Origin of the sequence: Candidatus Marimicrobium litorale (assembly GCF_026262645.1) — a bacterium.
GTDB classification, from domain to species: Bacteria; Pseudomonadota; Gammaproteobacteria; order Pseudomonadales; family Halieaceae; genus Marimicrobium; species Marimicrobium litorale.
Genome location: NZ_SHNO01000001.1, coordinates 1,232,548 through 1,257,159 on the forward strand (window position 1 = coordinate 1,232,548; position 24,612 = coordinate 1,257,159).

Here is a 24,612-nt window from a genome sequence, read left to right on the forward strand (position 1 = left end):
TATTCATCGGTTTCGATACTGAGGCAGTCGCTTCTCAAAAAAAGACAGCGCCGCCTCCCCCGCGTCTTCTGTAAGCGCCAACAGCGACTGGTGACGGTCTTCCATCGCCATTGCGGCATCCAGGCTTGGCGCGTCCACACTAAAATTGAGCGCTTCCTTGGTTAGGCGCAGCCCCATCGGCGCCGTGAGCAACATGTCTCCCACTAGCAACTGCGCCGCCGCTTCAAGCCCATCCCGCGCCACAACTTCTGATACTAAACCGACCGCCAGAGCCCGGGGTGCGTGTATAAAACGCCCCGTCATCAACAGTTCAGACGCGACCGACGCACCGACCAGACGAGGCAAGAAATAGCTGCTGCCCATATCGCATCCAGTCAGGCCGATCTTAATGTAAGCGGCATTCATTCTTGCGTCTTCCGCCGCGATACGAACATCCGACGCGAGCGCCAGGCTAAACCCTCCCCCACAGGCAGCGCCTTGCACCAGGCTGATGATCGGCTGAGGGCACTTGCGCATCGCCAAATAGATACGGGCAATCTCGCGCTGCACAGACCAGATACTATGTGGTGAACGCTCCGTCGCACTGAAGGCACCCGCGGCCATATCGAGCCCCACGCAGAAATGTTTGCCTGTGGCTCTAAGCACAACAACCCGTATTTCCTCACGTTGCCGTAATTCCTCGAAATACGACACCAGAGCGGCAACCAGCAACCCGTTCAGGGCATTACCCGTATCCGGCCGCTCGAGGGTTACCCACTCGACCTCGCCCCGCTGCTCCACATCCAGTACCTGATGCTCCAAAGTCAGTCTCCCTCCACCGTACGAGGCTGCGCTCAGCTCTCTAGCCTCATGATACTATCGATCCACTGTCCTATTGGACAGCGGTTATGCTTGGAAAAATCATCCCGTATGTTCAGCCTGATGTCCACCGGCACCCGAGGAGCAATGTTTTGAGCACAAAAAAACAGGACTGGGAAACACTGGTCTCCGAGTTGCGTGAGCGCACCAATGCTGCGGAAGGCATGGGCGGAAGTCAAAAGCTAGATAAGCAACACGATAAAGGTCGGTTGGACGCACGACAACGCATCACCGCGCTGCTTGATCACGACAGTTTTAGTGAGTATGGCGCGCTGGCCGGAGGCAATCATCCTGGCGGCCAAACGCCGCTCGCAGCGGACGGATTGGTTGGCGGTACCGGGCGCATTCAAGGGCGCAGCGTTATTCTATTCGCTGAGGACTTCACCGTGAAAGGCGGCTCGATAGGCCACCCCAATGCCGCTAAACGCGCCCGGCTTGTGCGTCTGGCACAGGAGCAAAAACTGCCGCTGATCGTCATGCTGGATGGCGCCGGGGAACGTGCAGACAACCAGAGCGAGCGCTACCCAAATAGTCCGAATGATCTGCAGCTGGTGGCTGATCTGAAAGGCCAGGTACCCATTGTGGCAATGGTGCTGGGCACTTCTGCAGGACACGGCGCGCTCGCTGGCATGTTTGCAGACCTGATAATAATGCGACAGGGCGCAAGTCTTTTTTCTGCAGGCCCTCCACTCGTCAAGGCGGCCCTGGGCATCGACACAAGCCCGAGCGCACTGGGCGATGCACGCATGCACACTCAGGACAGCGGCCTTGCGCACAACCTGGGTGCGACAGAGGAGGAATGTTTTGCTATGACTCGGCATTTTCTCTCACTCCTGCCACCCCGTGCCGGAGCGACCCTGCCGGTGACAGCGAACTCCCCCGCCGCCGCTCGCCGGACGTTAAAAAATCTCGAGGCAATCATTCCACCGCAGCCAAATATCGCCTACGACATGCGCGAGGTCTTACGCGAGGTATGTGACAGCCAGAGCCTGATTGAACTGCAACCGGATTTTGGCAGTAGCATCATCACCGCCCTTGCACGTATAGGCGGTGTCCCCTGTATGTTGATCGCCAACCAGCCCGCCGTGCAGGCAGGAGCGATTACGCGCGAGGCGGCGGAAAAAGCAACTCATTTTATAGAGGTCGCGAGCAGCTTTGGTTTGCCGCTTGTTAGCCTGCTGGACAATCCCGGCGTAATGCCGGGGCCAGCGGCAGAAGAGGCCGGCACCCTCAAAGGTGCCGCGCAGATGTTCATGGCCCAACGCCGTTACCGAGGGCTCAAGATTGTCGCCACCCTGCGAAAAGCGTTCGGATTTGGCAGCTCCGTCATGGGCATGAACCCCTGGGACCAGCAGGTTGTCAGCCTCGCCTTGCCTTGCGTCAGTCTGGGAGGCGTTCCCGCTATTGGGGGTGCGACTGCAGCAAACGCCAGTGACGAACAAGCGGCTGGGATGCAATCGATACAATCGGGTGCCTGGGTGCCTGCTGACGCGATGGCGTTCGACAAGGTGATCGAACCCGGTGAACTGCGCAATGAGATCATCACTGCCCTGCAGCTGAGAGCCGAGTAGTGATGGATTTTTTTAGCGGGGGTTTAGTGACAGTTCTAGTCTATCGTGCGACTATGGCGGCTGCTAAAAAATTGCAGCTGGAAGCCACGTGACCTCAAAAACAAGAATCGCAGTTAGATGCGTTGCGGGAGTTCTCGCCTACCTCGCAAGCACCATGGCAACCGCCTCGGTAGTCACCGTGGAAAACTACGAATACCCGATATCCGATCGCTTTGTAGCAACGGTGGTGGGCACGCCCGTCGAATACGAAGCCAAGCTGCCATCAATACCTTTTGAGCAACGCAGCATAGACATATTTCCCGACCGGAAAACGCCGGATGTCTTCTTTTATGGCAAAGAGCTTCTCTACTCTGTCGCGTTGCAGGACCACGAGTCGCCCCTGATATTTTTAATCGCCGGCACGGGCGCATCACACGAGGGCGGTAAAAACCGAAATATGGCCAAAGCCTTTTATCAGGCGGGCTTCCACGTGGTCTCTACTTCCTCACCCACGTTTAATAATTTTGTCACTGCTGCTTCCTATACCGGCGTTGTAGGTGACGCAAAAAGAGACGCCGAGGATATATACCGGGTATTTGAGAAGATCTGGGCGGAACTTGAACAAGATATCGAAGTGTCTACATTTAATGTCACCGGTTACAGTCTCGGCGGATTTAACGCCGCTTATGTGGCGAAACTGGATGAGACACGCCAAAGCTTCAATTTCGAGAACGTATTACTGATCAACCCCCCAGTCTCAATTTACAACTCCATCTCGTTATTGGATCGCATGATCAACAATATCCCTGGCGGCATGGATAATTTTGATACGTTTTTCGACAACCTGATGCGCGCCTACATCAATGTGTACAAAGAATCCTCTGATGCTATCGGAGACGATTTTTTGTACAAGGCCTACAAGGCCCTGAACCTGAAAGACGAACAGCTCGCCGCACTCATCGGCGTATCGTTCCGATTATCCTCCGCCTCGCTTATTTTCACCTCGGATGTGGTCGTAGATTTCGGTTTTATAAAGCCCAAGGGGCTGATTTTGAACCGCTACAGCAATCTTACACAGTACAACGAAGTAGCAAATCGCATAGGCTTCACCGATTACTACCACGAGTTTTTTTATCCTTTTTATAAGCAAACCGAACCCGACGCCACACGAAACGAGTTCATCGCAGCGATCAGCCTGAAGGAGATCGAGGATTATCTGCGCGATACAGAAAAGATTACGGTCATGCATAATGCGGATGACATTATCCTGCAGCCCGGTGAAATTGAGTTTTTCGCCGATGTCTTTGGCACGAGGGCTACGATTTACCCTACCGGAGGCCACTGCGGCAACATGAGCTACAGCGATAATGTCGCACATATGGTGGCAGTATTCACCGGCGGAGGAGCGCCATGATGTTGCAGCGCGTCGGCCGCGCCCTCATCGCGGCACTGATACTTACTCTGGCGGCCTGCGCCAGTTACCCTCCTCAGAAACCGGCATCCGATTACCCGGAACCGATCTTTCCCGCGAAGCGCATCCTTCCACCCGGTCATGATGACCAGATGAGTGTTTACGATCCATGGGAGGGCATGAACAAACACATCTACAATTTTAACTACCACTTTGACAAAGCAATCTTCCTGCCTGTCGTGCAGGGCTATGAAACCGTTGTGCCCGATTTCGCAAGAACGGGCATACATAATTTTTTCAAGAATTTCGACGACATGCTGTCGGCTGTGAACTCACTGCTGCAACTGGCACCTACAAAAGCAGCGCAAAGCACCGGGCGCGTGCTTGTTAACAGCACCGTGGGGCTGTTTGGCCTTCTCGATGTCGCCTCACTGTGGGGAATACCGCGCCCCATGGAGGACTTCGGTCAGACGATGGGGCGATGGGGCGTAGGACAAGGGCCCTACCTTGTGTTGCCGTTCCTCGGCCCGTCTAACCTGCGCGATGGCATCGGTAAATTGCCCGACTTCTACGTGCGCAGCATGATTCAGGATGAAGTCCTTTCCGATGATGTGCGCATCGCCACCACGGTGGCCTGGCCTGTCGACACACGCGCCAACACGTCGTTCCGTTATTACGAGACCGGTTCCGCCTTCGAATATCGGATGGTGCGCTGGCTGTATTCCACCAAGCGTAGGCTGGATGTCGAGCAATAGACCATGATAACTCACCTGATTCAAGCACTTGTTCTGACATTAGCGATCACATGCGCGCTAGGCGCGCATGCGCTTGAGCCGATAAACATTGGCACAACCCAGTCACTGACCGGGCACTACAGCGAACAAGGCACTGAGCAGCTAAGAGGCCTGCAGATGTGGGCTGCCGACGTGAATGCAAGAGGTGCACTTCTGGGTCGCACTGTCGAGATTATTTACTACGACGACGGCTCTCGCGATGCCGGCACTGTCGCAGGTTTTGAAAAGCTGCTCGATGTTGATAAGGCCGACCTCTTGGTAGGGCCCTACTCGTCTTCCCTGACCCTAAAAGCCAGCCTCGTAGCTGAAGCACATAACACCCCCATGGTATCGACTGCGGCTTCGGCTGAAGAGATCTGGAACCGCGGCTTGAAAAATATTTTTGGCGCTGACACACCTGCCGATGATTACCTCGAGGGCATCAGCATTGCAGCAGACGCAGGCGCCAAAACGGTTGCCGTGGTCTACGCAGAGACAGAATTTGGCCGAGAGGTGGCTGAAAGCATGCGTAACGGTGATGGCGATCACGATAGTGAGCGAGTCATCTTTTACGAGGGCTATGCACCTGACGAGCGAGACTTCACCGCTTTGTCTGAGCGGATCAAACAGGCCGATGCAGACCTCATTCTCGGTGTTTCCTACGTCAGTGACTCCATCGCTCTCGCACGCGACCTGCGCAAAGCCGGTGCCACACCCGACATGCTCGCATTCACTATCGGTCCCGGGCTGCGTGAGTTCGGTGATGAGCTGGGTGACGAGGCGGAGGGCATAGTCGGTGTTGTGCAATGGCTGCGCAGTTCGCGCCAGCCCGGCGCAGAAGATTTCGCGTACCGGTACAACCAGCGATATGGATCCAACCCTGGCGTATACGCGGTGATAGGTTACAGTGCCGGAGAGATCCTCGAAGCGGCCGTAAGGCTGGCAGGCACCGTCGAGCACAACGCGGTTCGGGAGCAGCTACGCAGTATGTATATCCATGCGCTTATCGGCTCTTACCACGTTGACAAGACCGGGCGTCAAATCGGAAGACGCAATCTGGTGCTGCAGTGGCAGGATGGCCGCCGTCGACTTATCGCACCGGAAAGCGTGGCCGAGCAACCACTGATCTACCCCCTCCCCTGATCGCAACTGAAGGAACGTGGTTGTACGCCAAGGAACTCCTCTCGAGAGAGATAGGGTCGAGGGCGCAGCAGCGTCTCTGTCAGCCGTCATAGAGCCCGGACTCGCGGGATAGACAACCCTGGACACGGTCCTGAATCGTCTTGCCTGACGGCCCCAGCGTGTTGAGCAGTAAGGGAGTTTTTCTCGCGATACACCACGTTTGCTTTCACTTCGACTTTTGAAGAAGGTGCAGCGCGGGTCACGCTCTCAGACTACTGCAATGACTTAGCCCCAGTGAATTACCGGCTCTTAAAGTGGGGGTTTTGAGACACTAGAAAATGAAAAAGCGCCAAAGGGCGCTTTAGTAAATGCTTGGTGCGCAGCTCCCAGAATGAGCGGGAGCGATTGTGCATCCAGTGCCTGTTGAGTCTGCAGGCTCTGCTATTGGTCGGGACGGCAGGATTTGAACCTGCGACCACCACACCCCCAGTGTGGTGCGCTACCAGGCTGCGCTACGCCCCGAGATTATTTTTGCTGATCACGATCAGCGAGAAGGCGCGTATTATACTCCAATCATGAGTACGATAAAAAGGCTATTTGGCCGGCGAAAGGACTTCCAGCACGTCCTCCAATTCCTTGATGGTTTCTTTTATAACGGCTTGCACGTCCGCAGGCGCGGCGCCCCTTCCAGTCTCATCAGACATACGCTGTCGAGCGCCACCGATCGTGTAGCCCTCATCGTATAAAAGACCGCGAATCTGCCGGATGGTCAAAACATCTGCACGCTGATAGTAACGTCGATTGCCACGACGCTTAACGGGCTTTAGCTGCGGAAATTCTTGTTCCCAGTAGCGTAAGACATGCGGCTTGACTGCGCAAAGCTCACTAACCTCGCCGATCGTAAAATAGCGTTTACCCGGGATTGCGGGGAGTTCATTATTGTTTGTCGGTTCCAGCATATTCTTCTACTCGGGCCTTTAACTTCTGGCCGGGCCGGAAAGTCACAACACGGCGGGCGGAGATCGGAATCTCCTCACCTGTCTTGGGGTTGCGGCCGGGACGCTGGCTCTTGTCCCGCAAATCGAAATTACCGAAACCGGACAATTTCACTTGCTCGTTATTCTCGAGGCAACTGCGGATCTCCTCGAAGAACAACTCCACTACTTCCTTGGCTTCTCGTTTGTTGAGCCCAAGCTCTTCAAACAGGCGTTCAGCCATTTCGGATTTCGTCAGAGCAGCCATGTTCCCTACCTACTTTCTTAGCACAGCCTTATAATTTTTCTCCAGTAGATCAATGACTTGACCTACTGCCAGATTCACATCCTCATCGCCAAGAGTGCGTGATTGATCCCGGAATGTCAAACCCAGCGACAAGCTTTTTCGTTTAGGATCAATACCTTTGCCTGTATAGACATCAAAAAGCCTTAAGTCCTTGAGGTAAACTCCCGCCGCTGAACGGACCTCATCCAACAGTGGCTTCACCACCGTGGACTTATCAATCACAAATGAGATATCGCGTCTAACCTCTGGAAATTTAGACAGTTCTTGGAATTGAGGTACACCGGCATCAAGTACGGCAGCAAGATCTAACTGGCAGGCATACACCGGCACATCAAAACCCATATCACTCCCCACCGAGGGGTGAATCGCGCCGATAAAGCCGATCGCTTCCCCGTCGCAAATTATGCGGGCTGTCTGTCCGGGATGCAGGCCCGGCAGAGCCGCCGCGGTAAATTCAAACTCGTGCGCGCGGCGGGTCAACGCAAGAAGACTCTCTAAATCGCCCTTGAGGTCGAAGAAGTCGCTGCCACTCGCTTCGCTGTCCCAGCCTATTGGCTCACGCTCACCGGTCAAAATCATCGCAAGTGTCGGTACCTGCTTCAGCTCTTTGCTCGACGGCAGGAAGCGTAGGCCGGTTTCATACATCCGCACCCTGGACTGCTGACGGTTGGTGTTGTGGCGCACGGCACCCAACAGGCCAGGAACCAAGCTGGTGCGCATCACGGCCATGTCACTGGATATCGGATTGCTCAACGCGACTGAAGCCTGCTCTGGATCAAACCGATTCTGCAGTGCCGACTCGATAAAGCTGTAGGTAATCGCCTCACGGTAATCCCTCGCACCCAAATGTCGACGCACGCAGCGCACAGAGAGTTGCGACTCCGGCCGTGAAGGTAATGCGAGATCAGCGCGTATTCGCGTCACTGGCAGGTTATTGTAACCATAGACTCTGGCCAGCTCCTCCAGCAGATCTACTTCCAGGCTGATATCAAAACGCCAGCTGGGTATCGCGCAGAGCCATCCGTCTCTAGTCGTCGTGACCCCTAAACCAAGGCCTGCGAGTATACGCTCGACCTCAGCCCCCTCCATATCGAAACCAAGCACTTTCTCGATGCGGGCGGCGCGCAGTGTAACGTCTGGACGCGGCGGTAGATCACTGTCTTCGACTACTTCGATCACAGGGCCAGCCTGCCCACCAACAATATCAATAAGCAACTGAGTCGCGCGCTCCATTGCCGTCCGCTGCAGCGTGAAATCTACTCCACGCTCAAACCGGTGAGAAGAATCAGTATGCAATCCGTAGGAGCGCGGCTGACCCGCCAGCAACTGCGGCGCAAAAAATGCGGACTCCAGAAAAAGATCGCGGGTCTCAGCACTAACGGCAGAAGGCTGCCCACCCATAATGCCCGCCATGGCGAGGGGGCCGTTTTCATCAGCGATAACCAGCGTATCCGCGCGCAGATCCACAGTCTGACCGTCCAGCAATGCCAGCGACTCACCCTGTTCCGCAAGCCTCACAACAATACCGCCATTGAGCTTTGCCAAGTCAAAGGCATGCATCGGCTGACCCAGTTCCAACAGTACGTAATTGGTGACATCCACCACCGCATCAATCGAGCGCACGCCGCCACGTCGCAAGCGCTCCTGCATCCACGTTGGCGTGGGGCGCGAGACATCCACATCACGGATAACCCGACCAATATAGCGAGGGCAGGATTCAGACGCCTCCAGTCGCACGGGCACCTTGTCCTGGCTAGCAATATCCGCAGTGCTGAATAGAGGTGGCGTTACCGATAAATCGTTGAGCAAAGCGACTTCCCTTGCAATGCCTGCCATGCTCAGGCAGTCGGCTCGGTTTGGGGTAAGCCCAATCTCGATAACCTGGTCATCCAGACCGAGGTAATCTCTCAGGTTCTCACCTACTGGCGCATCGGCTGGCAATTCCATCAGACCCTCCGACGCCTCCGACAGCCCAAGCTCTTCTTCCGCACAGAGCATACCCGTCGACGCAATACCGCGTAACTTTGCACTCTTGATTTCCATACCCCCAGGGAGCCTCGCCCCCACGGTTGCAAGCGGCGCCTTCAATCCCTTTCTTGCGTTGGGAGCACCGCAGACCACCTGCACCGTCTCGCCACCCGTACGGACCTGGCAGACCCTGAGTTTATCTGCATCCGGGTGCGGCTCTACTGCAACAATCTCAGCCACTAGCAACCCGCTGAAAGTACCCGCTACCGGTTCGATAGCGTCCACCTCAAGGCCGGCCATTGTGATTTGATGGGCCAACTCCCTGGTATTCAAGTCCGGAGAAACCCATTCTCGCAGCCACTGCTCACTGAATTTCACGCTGACAGACCCCCTTAAAACTGCTCGAGAAAACGTAGATCATTGTCAAAAAATAGGCGCAGGTCATTCACGCCATAACGCAACATGGCCAGACGCTCTACCCCCATTCCGAAAGCAAACCCGGAATAACGTTCGGTATCAATGTCTGAGTACTCAAATACCCGCGGGTGCACCATCCCGCAGCCCATTACCTCCAGCCACCCCGTTCTGCTGCAAACACGGCACCCGTCACCGCCACAATTTACGCACTGGATATCCACCTCTGCCGAGGGTTCAGTAAACGGAAAATAGGAGGGACGGAAACGCACCGCCAATTCCGCCTCAAAAAACTGCCGCAGGAATTCCTCGATCAGTCCCTTAAGATCCGCGAAAGTGGAATGCTCGTCTATCAACAACCCCTCAACCTGATGGAACATGGGACTGTGAGTTAGATCAGAATCACAGCGGTATACCCGTCCTGGACAAATCACACGGAGGGGTGGCTCGCTGCTTTCCATCACACGCACCTGCACCGGTGAAGTATGGGTGCGCAATACCGTGTGCTCATCCACATAAAAGGTATCGTGCATGGCTCGTGCGGGGTGGTGTGCCGGAATATTGAGCGCTTCGAAGTTGTGGTAGTCGTCTTCGATCTCGGGGCCCTCTACTACCTCAAAACCGATCGCACTGAAAAAGTCCTCCATACGTTCGATAGTCCGTGTCACAGGATGAGTTCCGCCAGTGCCCTGGCCTCGGCCTGACAGAGTGACATCAATTACTTCCTGTGCGAGCCTCGCATCAACGGCCGCCGCTTCCAGCACCTGCTTGCGTTCGCCTATCAAATCCTGCAATTCCTGCTTCACAACATTAATACGCGCGCCCGCTTCCGGACGCGCCTCGGCGGAAAGCTTCCCGAGCCCCTTTAATAATGCTGTGACCTGACCCTTCTTGCCCAGGTACTCGACCCGCAATTGTTCCAGCCCACTACCGCCTACTGCTGCCGCAATCGCAGCTCTGGCTTCTTCAGCAAGTTTTTCAAGATTTTCCATTTAATCAATCTCTGAACTCGTCCAAGTGAGACGGCTAGTCGCTCTACTTTTATGGGTGCACTGCATCTTGCTGCACCCGCTGCAAAAAAAAAGGGAAAGAGCACCGCCCTTTCCCTTTTAATATTACCTGTCGCCAGCGAACCGCTCTCGCGGTGAGGGTGGGCTTAGACCAGCGCGGCCTTCGCTTGCTCCACGATCGCTGCAAAGGCCGGCTTATCGTGCACGGCCAAATCCGCCAACACACGGCGGTCAAGCTGCACATCGGCCTTTTTCAGGCCGTTGATCAGTCGGCTGTAACTCAGGCCATTAGCACGGGATTGGGCGTTGATACGCGTAATCCAAAGCGCGCGAAACTGGCGCTTGCGCTGACGGCGATCCCGGTAGGCGTACTGTCCGGCCTTGGTGACCGCCTGCTTTGCTACCCGGAATATCCGGCTACGTGCGCCGTAGTAACCCTTGGCCTGCTTCAATATCTTTTTGTGACGGCGATTTGCCACCACACCACGTTTTACGCGAGGCATCTGTCTTCTCCTTTACTGTCTGATAACCGATTACTTGGCACGCAACATACGATCGATAAGTACTTCGTCGCTCTTATGGATCATAGAGGTACCGCGCAGCTGTCGCTTACGCTTGGTCGTCATTTTGGTCAGGATATGACTCTTGTGAGCGCTCTTGCGCTTGTAACCGCCGGCGGTTTTTTTGAACCGCTTGGCAGCCCCGCTGTGAATTTTTGCTTTAGGCATAATCAAATACTCCGCATTTGCGTCATTAAATGTTTAAGAGACCAGGGCATTCACAGGCCACTAAGTCTTCTTCTTTGGAGCAATAACCATTGTGAGCTGTCGACCTTCCATTTTTGGAAATTGCTCGACAGCGCCCAATTCGACCAGATCAGCTTCTACTCGTTTGAGCAGTTCCATGCCGATTTCCTGGTGAGCCATTTCACGTCCGCGATACCGCAGGGTGACTTTGGCTTTATCGCCATTTTCAAGGAAACGTGTCAGGTTGCGTAGTTTTACCTGGTAGTCTCCCTCTTCCGTCCCTGGACGAAACTTCATTTCTTTTACTTGCGTGCGCTTCTGCTTCTTGCGCTGCGCCGCCTTCTGCTTTTTGATCTCAAAGACATGCTTACCGTAGTCCATCAGCTTACAGACCGCAGGGTCTGACTCAGCGATCTGTACGAGGTCCATGCTTGCAGCTTCAGCCGCCGCCTGAGCTTCGCTCAGAGCAACAATACCTATTTGCTCACCCTCAGCCCCTACCAACCTAACAGGGTCTGCTGTGATCTGGTCGTTGATGAGCGCCTTCTTGGCGCCCTTGCCGTCCTTCTTAATCCTGATTCTCCAATGCAATGCGACCGTGACGTGCAACATCGTTGGCAAGGCGTTCAGTAAACGCATCGAGATCCATTGATCCCAAGTCCTCACCACGACGGGCACGCACGGCCACCGTCTGTGATTCCACTTCTTTATCCCCCACCACTAGCAGGTAGGGAACCTTCTGAATTATGTGCTCGCGGATTTTAAAGCCGATTTTCTCATTTCTCAAGTCCGAAATGACCCGAAAGCCGTTGTTTTTCAACGATTCTTCGACTTTCTTGGCATATTCGGCGTGTTTATCGGTGATATTGAGCACCGCCGCCTGCGTTGGAGCCAGCCACGGAGGAAATTCTCCCTCGTAGTGTTCGATCAAAATTCCGATAAAACGTTCGAAAGAACCCAGGATAGCGCGATGCAACATCACCGGCACCTGGCGGGTGCCATCCTCTGCCACGTATTGAGCGTCCAGCCTTCCTGGCATAGAGAAATCAACCTGGATAGTACCCAGTTGCCAGACCCGCCCGATGCAGTCCTTGAGCGAAAATTCGATTTTCGGGCCGTAGAAGGCCCCCTCACCGGGCAATTCTTCCCAGGGTAGTTGCTGGGCATCCAGCGCGTCAGCCAGCGCCTTTTCAGCACGATCCCAGTCCGCGTCCGTACCCACTCGCTGCGCAGGACGCGTCGAGAGACGGTAGATGACCTCCTTGAAGCCAAAGTCGTCGTAAACCGCATGGAGGACATCAATGAAAGCAGACACTTCTGGCTGTATTTGTTGCTCGGTGCAAAAAATGTGGGCATCGTCCTGCACAAAACCCCTAACCCGCATAATACCGTGCAAGGATCCAGAGGGCTCATTGCGATGACAGGAGCCAAACTCAGCCAGACGCAGGGGCAGATCGCGGTACGACTTCAGCCCCTGGTTAAACACCTGAACATGGCAGGGGCAATTCATCGGCTTCACGGCAAAATTCCGCTCTTCCGACTCCAGCATAAACATATCGTCAGCAAACTTGTCGGCGTGACCAGACTTCTCCCACAAAGACAGATCCACTAATTGAGGTGTCCGAATTTCCTGATAACCGCTATCTCGCTGCACCCCTCGCATGTACTGTTCAATAGTCTGGTAAATACTCCAGCCAGCGGGATGCCAAAACACCATTCCCGGCGCCTCTTCCTGCACGTGAAACAGATCGAGCTTGCGAGCAATTTTACGATGATCCCGCTTTTCCGCTTCCTCTATCCGCGTCAGATACTGCTTGAGCTGCTTTTTGTTAGCCCAAGCCGTGCCGTAAACACGCTGCAACATTTCATTGCTGGAATCACCTCGCCAATAGGCGCCGGCCACTTTGGTCAGTTTAAACGCCTTAAGCTTGCCAGTGCGCGGCACATGCGGGCCACGGCACAGGTCCATCCAGGCACCCTGCTGATAGAGCGTGATCTCCTCGTTCTCGGGTAAGTCCTCAATGATCTGAACCTTGTAGTGTTCGCCCATATTGCGGAACACTTCTACCGCTTTCTCGCGACTGACCACGATACGCTCGACGGGTAGGTCATCCACTACAAGCTCTTCCATCCGCCTCTCGATTTTCTCCAGATCCTCTGGGGTAAACGCGTGCCCGGTAGCAAAATCGTAAAAGAAACCGTCATCAATCACAGGGCCGATCGTCACCTGTACGCCCGGAAACAGCTCCTGCGTGGCCATCGCCAAAAGGTGGGCAGTGGAATGGCGAATGACTTCCAATCCGGCCTCATCGCGATCTGTAATAATCGCCAGCTGAGCATCCCCCTCCAGCACATGCGAGGTATCGACTTCTCGGCCGTTCACCACGCCCGCTAGGGCGGCCTTGGCGAGACCAGGGCCAATATCAGCGGCAACATCGTGGACTGAAACAGGGTTATCGAACGAACGCTGACTGCCGTCCGGCAGGGTAATTACGGGCATTGTGTATTCCTCTGTCAGTGGTGGCCCCTACCAAAGGCCACGTGCAGGTCGAGTGGACGCGCATATTGCCCGAAACAGCGGTCAATGAAAAGCCCGTCTCGAGGGTAAATTTAATCGCAGCAACGCAGGAAAAGAAGCGACGTCACCTGGTCTCCAGGCCTGCCCCCGGCTGCTTTTCATCAGGGTGAACCGCAATACAGGCGGTGTCACTGTTTGGCCGCATTTAGGACGGCCAACCGCTGGCCAATCGACACTGCCGGGCGGTACTGCTGAGCTACCCAATCGGCAGCCAAAAAAACAACATCATGGTTATCATTCGCTGCTATGTGCTTGCGTCTTGCATTGCTCCGCGCTATCAGCTCACAAATGCGGCCTGTTTCAATTCCGCCAGCTGGTCTCGCAGAGCAGCCGCCTCTTCAAATTCAAGGTTCATCGCATGCTCATGCATCTGACTTTCCAATTGCTTTATCCTGCGCGCCAGAGCTGCCGGCGTCAGCTTTTCGAGTTCGGCGCCAAAGGGCACCCTGCTTTCCTCCGCCTGCTTCGTCCTGGACTTGCCACGGGTAGGCATACGCCGTGCGCCTTCCATAATGTCCTGAACTGACTTGGTTACGCCCACCGGGGTAATATTGTGTTTCTCATTGTAAGCCAGTTGTTTTTCGCGGCGACGGCTCGTCTCAGCCATGGCTCGCTCCATCGAACCGGTGATTTTGTCCGCATAAAGGATTGCCCGGCCCTTTAGATGGCGAGCCGCACGACCCATAGTCTGAATCAACGAGCGATCTGACCGCAGGAAACCTTCCTTATCCGCATCAAGGATGGCCACCAGAGAAACCTCCGGCATATCCAACCCCTCGCGCAACAGGTTAATCCCTACAAGCACATCAAATACGCCGAGCCGAAGGTCGCGAATTATCTCGACTCGCTCCACTGTCTCAATATCGGAATGCAGATAGCGCACCTTCACACCGTGTTCACTGAGGTATTCCGTGAGATCTTCCGACATGCGCTTGGTCAGGGTTGTCACCAATACGCGGTCACCCTCCTCCACCACCTGATGAATTTCGCCCAGCAGATCATCGACTTGCGTGCCCGCCGGCCGCACATCCACTTCAGGGTCCACAAGTCCTGTCGGCCTGACCACCTGCTCAACAACCTGGCCGGCCTTGTCCTGCTCGTAAGGGCCGGGCGTGGCAGACACAAAAATCATCTGTGGCGCAAGATGCTCCCACTCCTCGAATCGCAGTGGGCGATTATCCAACGCCGATGGCAATCTGAAACCGAATTCCACAAGGGTCTCCTTACGGGAGCGATCACCCTTGTACATGCCGCCGATCTGGGGAATGCTGGCATGAGATTCGTCCACAATAACCAGGGCATTATCTGGAAGGTATTCGAACAGGGTGGGCGGCGGATCTCCCGGCGCGCGACCGGATAAATACCGCGAATAGTTCTCTATGCCCGTGCAGTACCCCAGCTCTCGAATCATTTCAACGTCGTAGCGGGTTCTCTGTTCCAGGCGCTGCGCCTCAACCAGCTTATTGAGATCCTTGAGCTGGGCGAGACGCCCGCTTAACTCCTCCTCGATATGCTCCACCGCGGACAACATGGTTTCGCGAGGAGTCACGTAGTGCGTCTTGGGATAAATGGTGACCCGGGCCACCCGGTTCTCTACGGCACCGGTGAGAGGATCAAACCAGCAGAGGCTTTCGATCTCCTCATCGAACAGTTCGATACGCACTGCTTCGCGTTCAGAGTCCGCAGGGTAGATGTCGATGACGTCGCCCCGCACCCTGTAGGTGCCGCGCCGAAAATCCGTGTCGTTGCGGGTGTATTGAAGATCTGCCAACTGGCGCAGTATGTCCCGCTGATCGATAATTTCACCCCGTGACAGGTGGATCAGCATCTTGAAATAAGAGTTCGGGTCACCCAGACCATAAATGGCTGAGACAGTGGCCACGACGAGACAATCGCTGCGCTCGAGCAGCGCCTTGGTGGCGGAAAGACGCATCTGTTCGATGTGCTCGTTCACCGAGGCATCTTTCTCGATAAAGGTATCCGACGAAGGAACATAGGCCTCGGGCTGATAATAATCGTAGTAGGAGACGAAATATTCCACCGCATTATCGGGGAAAAACTCCTTGAATTCGCCGTACAGCTGGGCCGCCAATGTCTTGTTGTGCGCCATCACAATGGTCGGCCGCTGCATCGCCTCTACCACGTGAGCTATGGTAAATGTCTTGCCAGACCCGGTGACTCCGAGTAACGTTTGCGCCGCTAAACCCGCGCGTGTGCCATCCACAAGCTGGGCAATGGCAGCAGGTTGATCCCCGGCGGGATTAAAGCTGGACTGTACCTTAAAGGGTCTGGTCACGGTATTCCTGTGATGATTGGTCTGAACAACCTCCTATTATCGTCCAGCCTGAGACCAAATGCAGCCCAAATCGAATGATCCGCTGCTGGCGCAATTAGCGATTGACCCGGCCCCATCTCATCATTAATATACCCCCGCTTCGGCTAAAGCCGTTCCGCCTTAGCTCAGTTGGTAGAGCAAATGACTGTTAATCATTGGGTCGCTGGTTCGAGCCCAGCAGGCGGAGCCATATTCAACGTTTACATCAAAGGGCTGCAGAAATGCAGCCTTTTTTTGTTTTGCGCCTAATAGCGTGGGTGTGACGGTTGCTCCATATGCTGCAAGCGGACATCTTGGCGAAGCGGCCCCGCCCGACAGCGCGTTATGTTATGTTCGGCAATCTTGACCATCCCTTCAATATCATCATTATCAAAATAGTCGATAATCCGCTTGAGCGTGACCTTTAACTGGCACGCTATAAAACTCCGATTCGACACAACAAAACGTGTTCGACAAGTTGCCGAAACGTGTTTTTAGGCGGACAAGCCGATCACAGGCAGAACCGATTAGGCTTGCTATTGACGACTAGCCACTTGCCGTAGCTCAAGACGCTTGAGCTTGATCGCTCTCAGAGCTTTCGTCCGGGTAATATTCCCAGATACAACGCCTCACTCCTTTCTGGGTGTAACCTATGCTATCAGCATAGAGCAACCCCAGTGACCCAAAACCAATAGAGGGATCAGTGTAGAACATACCGACCTGCACTCCGGTGCCAATACCGATCAAACCGGGCGGCGCACAGGCGAAGTACTTTTCCCAGTACTTCTCGGAATAAAATACGGAACAATATTCAACCTCGCGATACTCATCCATGAAAAGGTAGCCCTTTTCAACAATGTGGGGCCAGAGGTGTTGCAGGCAATCATGCAGGCTGGAGTAGTGATCTACATCCCAGAAGGCCAGTACAATATCACCCTCGTGAGACGGCAGAGTCTCCTCGAACCACCCCTTGTGGTAAGTACACACTTCAGGCGCACCAAACTTAGCGACATTAGCCTGCACTTCCTCCAACGCGCCACCGAAAACACCGGCAACAAAACCCTTGCTAAAGCTTCTCTCCGCAATCAAGTCGCCGGGTTTGGGCGGAGGCAATCCTTCAAACGAATCGTAAATTTTCAGTTCGCGCCCGACCGCAGCACAGATGCGCGATAGATTGACGGTGGCACCACCCTTCCAGCATCCGCATTCAATTACACAGCCCTTGACCTCGGGAGGTATCTCCAAAAGCCGCATCGCAATCACGAGGTGTGCACGCCAGTTGGTGCCTGAGGTCATCCGCGAAAAGTTGTACCAGAAACGAAATCCCAGGCACATACGACGCAACCAACCCATGTTGTAGCTGCCATGAACCTGGCGAGAGTACGTCAACATCACAATCGCTAACGGTCCGGATAACACCCCGTAGATCTGCCTGGCCAGCTTGAGCGCCCGCCGTCTATTGCTCATCCTATTTTTTACCATAATGCAGCCTGCAGACGTGGGATAAACATTCAATTAGGCTCATTGCATATCCGGTAGAACAGATATCAGTATATCGGAGCAGAATACCGCCGTTGCGCCAATCATCTCATACGTATTACGAATCCAGTGGCACTGACCCGCGCGCAATATGTGCGAAATAGCCCGAATTCTATGTTTACCACTTCACTGGAATCTGGTTTTTCGGAAAATTCACGGAGTCAAAAAACCACGTCTCAACCGCGTAGCGGCTCCTAACACAGTCGGCGACATGTTGCGTACGGTGTACCAAAAAGTGATCAAAAAACAAGGCGTCGCCTCGATTAAAACGCGGCGCAACGACAGCCTGTTGACCATACACATCATGCACGGCGCTTTCGGCAACCGTCCAGTTCATCGAGCCCGTGCCTTTCTCAAAGTCACTCTTCAAACGCACCGGTACGAAATCCATACCGGGAGCGCCGCTATCACCACCACAATCGGAAAGCGATACCCATACATTAAGGCTGTCGATGCCGGGACCCATAAAAGCACCGTCCTGGTGAAAGTCGATCGGCACAGGCGGCGACATAGCCTTACGCAAAACCCATTTGTAAATGGATACGCAGGGCTCGTTCTCAAAATAATCAGTGAGCAGGTCTTTGAGCCCTTTGCGATCGTAAAGCGCCAAAATCTTATCGGTAATAATAGGTGTCGTAGCTGTCAGCTGCGAGCTAGACTGGCCCAGCGTACGACCAAGCTTACGAGCGATTTTGGTGATATCAGTGTAAGTTTTGTTAGTCTCACGGTGCTTCGCGATATCATCCTTTGTATGCTCAACAGCCTTCGCCAGCTCCACCTGCTTCAGCAGGTATTGACTAAGTTTTTTTTCCGGCTTGTTGTGCAGCTTAAAAGAATAATCCACGTAGGACTGCATCTGTTGCGCGTCTTCCTCGTTGAGAAAGTTGCGTACGATAAGGCAACCCTTGTCACTTATCGCCTGTTTCACAATATCTACAGTTAGAACGTCTGCCTCAACCTCAGGCACCTCAAAATCCACGGGGCTGCTTATTCTCGCGTCGTCGATCACCCGTCTGGACGGCAAAGATTGTGTCGTAGCGAAGTGTTCAACACGCGCATTGAGACGGTCGAGGTAACGATCTCTTCGTAACAGGTTATCAGCGTGTATTTTAAAATTATTCATAGCACGAGATAGTATTTAGACAAACTCAACGTTTTATAGTTGAGAAAGAGTGTACAGCGTTTGCTGAACGTCTGACAACCAGATCTGAAAGCCGAACTAATTTCGGTGATCTAGGTCAGTTAAATAATCAGGAATTTGGCAATATCCAAGCAATGTTACGATTGGAAGATAATTATAGCACTGCGCGTGACCCACACCGACCAAGGCCGAAAGCTAGACGAATATGCGCTATGATCTAAACCACGCAACATTGTAGTTGGTCTGCAGAAGGTTAATTGCAGTGAGCACCTCAGAGACCTCATCAAAAAATGCCTTACGCCTCGCGGCGAGATTGTGGCCGTCAGCTACCAATAGCCCACGGTGCTGCGCGAGTTGAAGCCCGGTAGCATAGAGATCACTGGAAATCGATGACTCACCATTGATTTGGCGACGCAAAAGCATCTCGCGTCCCGGCTGCAGAAGCTCCGCAGCAAACCTTTTAACATCCGTGACAGGCTCTTCCCCCAGTTCGTCCAGAGCGACCGCCACCACATAATAAGCCTCGGCGATGGAACGTAAAATGGCGTGTCCGAAACGCGGCGGGGACTCGCGCAACTGCTTTTTCAGCGAGGTCTCTCCGCCGGCCCAGTCGCTGTAACGACGTGATGTCTCCTGCAGCACCTCAGCAAAAAACTCACCCTTTGGTCGAAAGAAAAATTCAAACTTGAACATGTCACGCAAACACTCGACACGCTCACGTAGCTCCTCTTCCCGGGTCACGCTGATATCGCTTGCGCCGATCGCTAGGGCCACCTCCCCCATTGCGGCGGCGAGAAAATAATGCGTAATGGTGTTGCGGTAGTAAGCCGCAGCGATTTGCCTGTCATCGGGAATATAATATACCGGCATCCGCCCCTTGGCGAACTCCCGCACCAGTTTCGAACCGCGCATGGAAAGCAGCACGGCAGAAACCTGCTGCAAACCTTCCAAGCTAAAACCCTGAGCCAATGGCAGACCGCGCTCACGCACCAACTGGGCGATTTCACGTGCCTGCCGATAAACTTCCTCCTCGGTTAGCGCCCTGCCATCTGCGCCCAGCAGCACCATGGTGAGAACATCTGCAGCTTTGATGGGCGTAACCTTTTCAATGTGCGTGCAGATTTCGAAAGCGACCCGCGTCGCGAGGGAGGGTCCGTCCCCAGCAGCGTCGGTGCTCGCTAATCCCCGCGCGTCACCGCTCACCGACGCACCATCCACATCGCCAATCGATACGGGCTCACCGTAGCGTACATAAATTTTTCCGTAGGGGTCTTTCATACCGAATACGTAATTCATAAACCAGCGTAGTGATTCCTTGCGCTTCGGCAGGCCCTGCTGCAGCGCCACGTAATCGTCGATCTCCGCGATCCGGTCGAAAGCAATGGAGACGGGCACGAACTTTACGTTCTGCATATCTTGTCGCTCGCACGCCTCCAGCACCCAGGTAAGAATTCCCAGCTTGGGCGGCGATAGTTTGCCGGTCCGCGAGCGAGTGCCTTCGATAGACCACGTCAGCGGCAGCCGGTTGCGAATGAGGTAATCGATATAGTGGCGGAACACGAGTTTGTAAATAGGGTCGTCATGAAATTCTCGTCGCAGGAAAATAGAACCTACCTTCCGCGCCAATGTACCAAAACCGAAAAAGTTCATATTGATGCCGGCAAAGACAAGCGGCAGCGGTTTAAAATCATTTTCATATAACGACACAAGAAATGCGAAACTGTCCATATGCGACTTGTGCGACCACAGAAACAGCAGGAGGTTGTCGCGGGATAACTCGTGCAGCTCCTGCAACGCCTCGGTATTGATATCGAGCTTTTTCTCGTAGCTACGTGTGTAAATGAACCGCGCAAAACGCGCAGCGGGCGCAAGCCACGATTCACTGGGCGTCGCCGCCATTTCGATCAAGCACTTGCGCGCATACTTTCGAGCCTGAACCTCACTCTTTCCGGTGACGACAGAGGCCGCTATGAGCTCCTCGATAAAATCTGGCTCATCCAGCAAGGTGTGCGCCTCGCTCGCAGGCAAAGTGTCTTTTCTTGTTATCATGTTACCCAGTATAACCAGCCCCGCCGCTCTGGTCGCCCTTGCGCGGCACAGTCAATCAGCAACAATGCGCACGCGGCAGGATCCCGACCTGTGATAGGCAGTTCAACGGCAAAACCACGCATTGGGTTACGAATTGTCCTGTTCAGATTGAATAGTCGCTAATACGGGGCGAGCACGCGTAATTTACTACTGATCCTGCAGCCAGGCAGTTGACTGCGCAGAGCCCAGCTCGACCAAGTCGCCCATCAGCAGAGTGATATCGACGAGATGGAGACCCCATCCCGGAAAAATCGTGAATTCACCATTAAAATCGTCGGCTCGGGGATCGCTTGCATCACCGTTAGCCGTTGCCTGCAGATAACTGATGCCGTTCTCGTCCAATATGCACCGCCCGCTGATGAAATCCGGCATGCTATAAAATGGCGTCGTAATCGGTGGAGCCGATGCCGGGTCCGCGTACGGTCCGTCGACCCTCTCGGCAATGAGTGATCCGATGACACCGGGCAGTCCCCCGGCCGGAAAATAATTTCTAAAGCTGGCCTGGCCACCTGCCAGAGCCGCTGGGTTAGTGCAAACAGCGGTTAAACCATTGCTGGGAGTACCAAATACGGCAAGCCCCGCAGTGAGCTCCGGATCAGACTCACGATAGATCGAATAGTTGATAACACAGCCTGTTTGATCGGCCATGCGACAAACTGACACCTGCTGAAAATCTCCACCGATATCCGCTCCCTCCGGTGTCCGCACCGCCGACCCTATCAAATGAGCCGAGATAAGGTGTTTCAGCAGATATTCGTCCCGTTCGACGGTGTCCGCTACGAGACGCCTGAGATGACCCGCGCCCTGGGAGTGGCCGATCAGAATAACGCCCCGTCCATTATTTTCATTACCCATATAATGTTTAAAGCTGTCCAACACATCTGCGTAGGCGACTGCCCCCGCCTCAGCGAAAGTGCCATCCACAATCGCAGCAAGGGTAGCCTGGCGATATACAGGCGCGAACATACGACAGAATCGTGAGTACCGCGCTGCCTGATTGAGAGTAGTAAATATTTCTTCCGGCCCCTGTTCCAGATCAGAATTAGTGTCTGGATCTCCGCTAACCGTAGGATAGACGTAAAAACAATCCACCTCAGGATTAGCCGTACGATTATGCAGCTCAATCTCGGTTGATCCATCCGCAAAGACGCGGGTCGTATCGAGATTGCTCGCACAAACGTTGTCTGAATCAGAGAGCGCTGGATGGCACAACCAGTTTGCCGTATCGCCGTAGAGCGCGCTGGAAAACCCCGCGTAAGGATTGGAGGGCGCCTGATCTACCCTCTGTTCATTATCGTCGCTATCGCTGCAAGCGGCCAGCAAGACGCTCAAAATGAGAAAAGAACCAATCAGAATGCGATCCATGTTAGGGCGCTCAAGTTGCAGTTGACGTGGCTTTATTCTCTGACGTTATTGACACCTTTGTCCATTCAATTATTTTTGTCAGAGCAACGGCCGATTGTCTTTCGTTCTGGCAAGGCATATCGTCGTAGCGGAGTACTTAACAGTCGGCTATCCTTGCACAATCCGACGGCACTGAGCGATTCGGTGCGCGCGGCTAACTAAACGCAACTGGAGCAGCGCCATGAGCACCAAGGACATCATTTACCGCAGCTGCCCGACCTGTGAGGCCAGTTGCGGACTCACGCTGGAGGTCGATCGCGACAGAGGAGACATTCTGTCGATCAAAGGTGATGCAGAAGACACACGCTCCAACGGCTATGTCTGCGCAAAGTCTCAGGCGTTCGCTCATATCCACAGCGATCCCGAGCGCCTGCGACGCCCGGTCAAGCGAATCGGTGACGACTGGATAGAAGTCGAGTGGGACGAGGCACTAACAGATATCGCGGCCCGTCTAAAGGACATTCGCGAGCTGCACGGAAAAGACGCTATCGCAATGTATTACGGCAATCCGAACGGTCACAATTTTCATACGCAAATCTACACCCAACTTTTTATACAAATGTTGGACACAGAACGCTTCTTTTCTGCCGGCAGCGTTGACCAGCAACCCAAGAATTTAAGTAGTGATCTGCTGTACGGCAATCCATGGTTGTTTCCCGTGCCGGATCTTACACGCACAGATTTCTTTGTGTGTATGGGCGGTAACCCGCTGGTGTCGCAGGGGTCATTGTTGGGCGCACCGGATGCGGCCGCGCATCTGGCTGACATTCGCAAGCGCGGCGGGAAAGTAGTCGTGCTTGACCCACGCCACACGGAAACAGCACAAGCCGCCGACCAGCATCTTTTCATTCGTCCAGGAACAGACGCTCTACTTCTGTTTGCCTGGGTCAATCAGCTATTCGTTCAGGGGCTTGTCGCTATTGGTCCACTGGGCGATTGCGTTGACGGACTGGAGAGATTGGAAGCACTGGCCAGACCTTTCACTCCCGAGGCAATAGCCGAAAGGACCGGTATCAAGCCGGCTGACCTGCTCGCACTGGTTGCTGATTTTAACGCCGCCGACAGCCCATCTTTATACGGACGCATCGGACTGTGTACACAAGCCTTCGGCACACTGGCGAGCTGGCTGATCGACGTAGTCAACCTGTTACAGGGTAGGCTTGATGCCGAAGGAGGCGCCATGTTCGCGCGCCCAGCCACGGGTCAGAACGAAAATACCGGCGAGCCGGCAGAGCTGATGCACGGCCGCTGGCACTCGCGCGCGCGAGGCTTACCCGAGTATATGAGCATGCTGCCCGCATCCTGCATGGCAGAAGAATTGGAATGCTCAGGTGAGGACGCGGTGCATGCGCTTATCACCGTTGCGGGCAATCCAGTGCTCAGCGTGCCCAATGGAAAGCGCATAGACGCCGCGCTGGACAACGTTGGCTTCGTGGTGGCTCTGGATATCTATATCAACGAGACCACCCGCCACGCGGACTATATCCTGCCATCGACGACACAGCTCGAGCACAGCAACTACGACTTCCTGTTTTCGGCATTTGCCCAACGTAACTTCGCACGGTATTCGCCGCGTGTGTTCAAGCCAGCACCCGGCAGCCTCGACCAGTACGCTATTTTCGTCGAACTACTGTCTAGAATGAACGGCCTGCAGGCAAGCGAACTGAATGAAATGCTATTCGAGGGCATGCTCGAGACCGTGCTCAAGGCACCTGCTCTGGAACACGTCGATGCGAGCGCCGTTCGTGAAGCGACGGCACACCATCACAATGGTGAGCGCCTCCTGGACATTCTGCTGCGTATTGGACCCTACGGTGACCGCTTTGGAGAAGCGCGGGACGGGCTGACCCTGGATAAGGTCATGGCCAGCCCTCATGGTATCGACCTGGGTCCGCTGCAAGCGGGCGTACTGCCAGACATGCTGCGCACCAAGGGAGGCCGCATATCATTGCTGCACCCGCTTCTGGAGGCTGACATTGTGCGCTTGCACGACAGCCTGAGCTTTAAAGTGCCGGAGCTTGTGCTGATTGGCCGTCGTCACATCCGCGACATGAACTCGTGGTTACACAACCTGAGCAACTATGCCCGCGGCAAAAATCGCTGCACGCTGATGATCAATCCGGCTGATGCGCGCGCGAGAAATCTGATGGACGGCGGCGAGGCCAAAATTGGCTCCACGGTTGGGGAACTCATCGTACCGGTAGAGTTTAACGATGGCTTGATGCCGGGCGTGGTCAGCTTGCCACATGGCTTCGGACACCGCTATCGCGGCACGCGCCAGTCTGTCGCAACGGACATGCTGCCTGGCGTCAGCGCCAATGACCTCATCGACGATCAGGCACTGGATATTCCCTCGGGCACCAGTGTAGTTAATGGCGTTCCCGTTTCGGTTACTGCTATTAACTCAGTCTGAGG

19 protein-coding genes and 2 tRNA genes are annotated in these 24,612 nt (G+C 54.5%); 6 read left to right on the forward strand and 15 right to left on the reverse strand.

Going from position 1 to position 24,612, the window contains the following annotated elements; translation table 11 throughout:
- Positions 1-3: 3 nt before the first annotated feature.
- Positions 4-801 (reverse strand): enoyl-CoA hydratase/isomerase family protein, encoded by a 798-nt coding sequence (locus EYC82_RS05610; protein ID WP_279248566.1) that lies wholly within the window; start codon positions 799-801, stop codon positions 4-6.
- 149 nt (positions 802-950) lie between these two features.
- On the opposite strand from EYC82_RS05610, the gene EYC82_RS05615 reads away from it, so the two are divergent.
- The 4 genes from EYC82_RS05615 (at position 951) to EYC82_RS05630 (ending at position 5,735) form a co-directional block, all read left to right on the forward strand.
- Positions 951-2,429: an acyl-CoA carboxylase subunit beta gene (locus tag EYC82_RS05615; protein WP_279248567.1), complete on the forward strand. Its 1,479-nt coding sequence runs from the start codon at positions 951-953 to the stop codon at positions 2,427-2,429.
- Between the two features lie 88 nt (positions 2,430-2,517).
- The gene (locus EYC82_RS05620) at positions 2,518-3,822 is read left to right on the forward strand and encodes a hypothetical protein (protein ID WP_279248568.1); all 1,305 of its coding nucleotides are present in this window, start codon (positions 2,518-2,520) and stop codon (positions 3,820-3,822) included.
- Positions 3,819-4,574: an MlaA family lipoprotein gene (locus EYC82_RS05625; protein WP_279248569.1), complete on the forward strand. Its 756-nt coding sequence runs from the start codon at positions 3,819-3,821 to the stop codon at positions 4,572-4,574. The genes EYC82_RS05620 and EYC82_RS05625 overlap by 4 nt, the downstream gene beginning before the upstream one ends.
- 3 nt (positions 4,575-4,577) lie before the next feature.
- Positions 4,578-5,735 (forward strand): amino acid ABC transporter substrate-binding protein, encoded by a 1,158-nt coding sequence (locus EYC82_RS05630; protein WP_279248570.1) that lies wholly within the window; start codon positions 4,578-4,580, stop codon positions 5,733-5,735.
- Between the two features lie 424 nt (positions 5,736-6,159).
- On the opposite strand, the gene EYC82_RS05635 is transcribed toward EYC82_RS05630, so the two are convergent.
- The 10 genes from EYC82_RS05635 to uvrB form a co-directional block, all read right to left on the reverse strand.
- Positions 6,160-6,236: transfer RNA gene (locus EYC82_RS05635), tRNA-Pro, on the reverse strand.
- A 71-nt stretch (positions 6,237-6,307) separates the two neighbouring features.
- Complete coding sequence (locus EYC82_RS05640) at positions 6,308-6,673, reverse strand: MerR family transcriptional regulator (RefSeq protein WP_279248571.1); 366 nt, start codon at positions 6,671-6,673, stop codon at positions 6,308-6,310.
- A complete protein-coding gene (gene ihfA, locus EYC82_RS05645; protein ID WP_279248572.1) occupies positions 6,651-6,956 on the reverse strand; it encodes an integration host factor subunit alpha in 306 nt (101 codons plus the stop codon). Before ihfA ends, EYC82_RS05640 begins: the two co-directional genes overlap by 23 nt.
- A gap of 9 nt (positions 6,957-6,965) precedes the next feature.
- Positions 6,966-9,341: a phenylalanine--tRNA ligase subunit beta gene (pheT, locus tag EYC82_RS05650; protein ID WP_279248573.1), complete on the reverse strand. Its 2,376-nt coding sequence runs from the start codon at positions 9,339-9,341 to the stop codon at positions 6,966-6,968.
- Between the two features lie 14 nt (positions 9,342-9,355).
- A complete protein-coding gene (gene pheS / locus EYC82_RS05655; protein ID WP_279248574.1) occupies positions 9,356-10,369 on the reverse strand; it encodes a phenylalanine--tRNA ligase subunit alpha in 1,014 nt (337 codons plus the stop codon).
- A gap of 164 nt (positions 10,370-10,533) precedes the next feature.
- Entirely contained in the window at positions 10,534-10,890 is a 357-nt protein-coding gene (rplT, locus tag EYC82_RS05660) for a 50S ribosomal protein L20 (RefSeq protein ID WP_279248575.1), read from the reverse strand.
- Between the two features lie 30 nt (positions 10,891-10,920).
- Complete coding sequence (gene rpmI / locus EYC82_RS05665; RefSeq protein WP_271484880.1) at positions 10,921-11,115, reverse strand: 50S ribosomal protein L35; 195 nt, start codon at positions 11,113-11,115, stop codon at positions 10,921-10,923.
- Positions 11,116-11,175: 60 nt separating this feature from the next.
- A complete protein-coding gene (gene infC / locus EYC82_RS05670) occupies positions 11,176-11,772 on the reverse strand; it encodes a translation initiation factor IF-3 (protein ID WP_479722994.1) in 597 nt (198 codons plus the stop codon).
- On the reverse strand, positions 11,702-13,633 hold the full coding sequence (gene thrS / locus EYC82_RS05675) for a threonine--tRNA ligase (RefSeq protein WP_279248576.1): 1,932 nt from the start codon (positions 13,631-13,633) through the stop codon (positions 11,702-11,704). The genes infC and thrS overlap by 71 nt, the downstream gene beginning before the upstream one ends.
- A gap of 355 nt (positions 13,634-13,988) precedes the next feature.
- On the reverse strand, positions 13,989-16,007 hold the full coding sequence (gene uvrB / locus EYC82_RS05680) for an excinuclease ABC subunit UvrB (protein WP_279248577.1): 2,019 nt from the start codon (positions 16,005-16,007) through the stop codon (positions 13,989-13,991).
- A gap of 153 nt (positions 16,008-16,160) precedes the next feature.
- Between uvrB and EYC82_RS05685 the strand changes: the two genes are divergently transcribed.
- A tRNA-Asn gene (locus tag EYC82_RS05685) sits at positions 16,161-16,236 on the forward strand.
- Positions 16,237-16,589: 353 nt separating this feature from the next.
- On the opposite strand, the gene EYC82_RS05690 is transcribed toward EYC82_RS05685, so the two are convergent.
- The 4 genes from EYC82_RS05690 to EYC82_RS05705 form a co-directional block, all read right to left on the reverse strand.
- Complete coding sequence (locus tag EYC82_RS05690; protein WP_279248578.1) at positions 16,590-17,492, reverse strand: TylF/MycF/NovP-related O-methyltransferase; 903 nt, start codon at positions 17,490-17,492, stop codon at positions 16,590-16,592.
- Positions 17,493-17,682: 190 nt separating this feature from the next.
- Positions 17,683-18,687, reverse strand: coding sequence for a phytanoyl-CoA dioxygenase family protein (locus EYC82_RS05695; RefSeq protein ID WP_279248579.1), 1,005 nt, complete (start codon positions 18,685-18,687; stop codon positions 17,683-17,685).
- Between the two features lie 228 nt (positions 18,688-18,915).
- Positions 18,916-20,754 (reverse strand): 1-acyl-sn-glycerol-3-phosphate acyltransferase, encoded by a 1,839-nt coding sequence (locus EYC82_RS05700; RefSeq protein WP_279248580.1) that lies wholly within the window; start codon positions 20,752-20,754, stop codon positions 18,916-18,918.
- Positions 20,755-20,940: 186 nt separating this feature from the next.
- Positions 20,941-22,158, reverse strand: coding sequence for a DUF3089 domain-containing protein (locus tag EYC82_RS05705; RefSeq protein ID WP_279248581.1), 1,218 nt, complete (start codon positions 22,156-22,158; stop codon positions 20,941-20,943).
- Positions 22,159-22,378: 220 nt separating this feature from the next.
- Between EYC82_RS05705 and EYC82_RS05710 the strand changes: the two genes are divergently transcribed.
- Positions 22,379-24,610, forward strand: coding sequence for a molybdopterin-dependent oxidoreductase (locus EYC82_RS05710; RefSeq protein WP_279248582.1), 2,232 nt, complete (start codon positions 22,379-22,381; stop codon positions 24,608-24,610).
- Positions 24,611-24,612 lie beyond the last annotated feature (2 nt).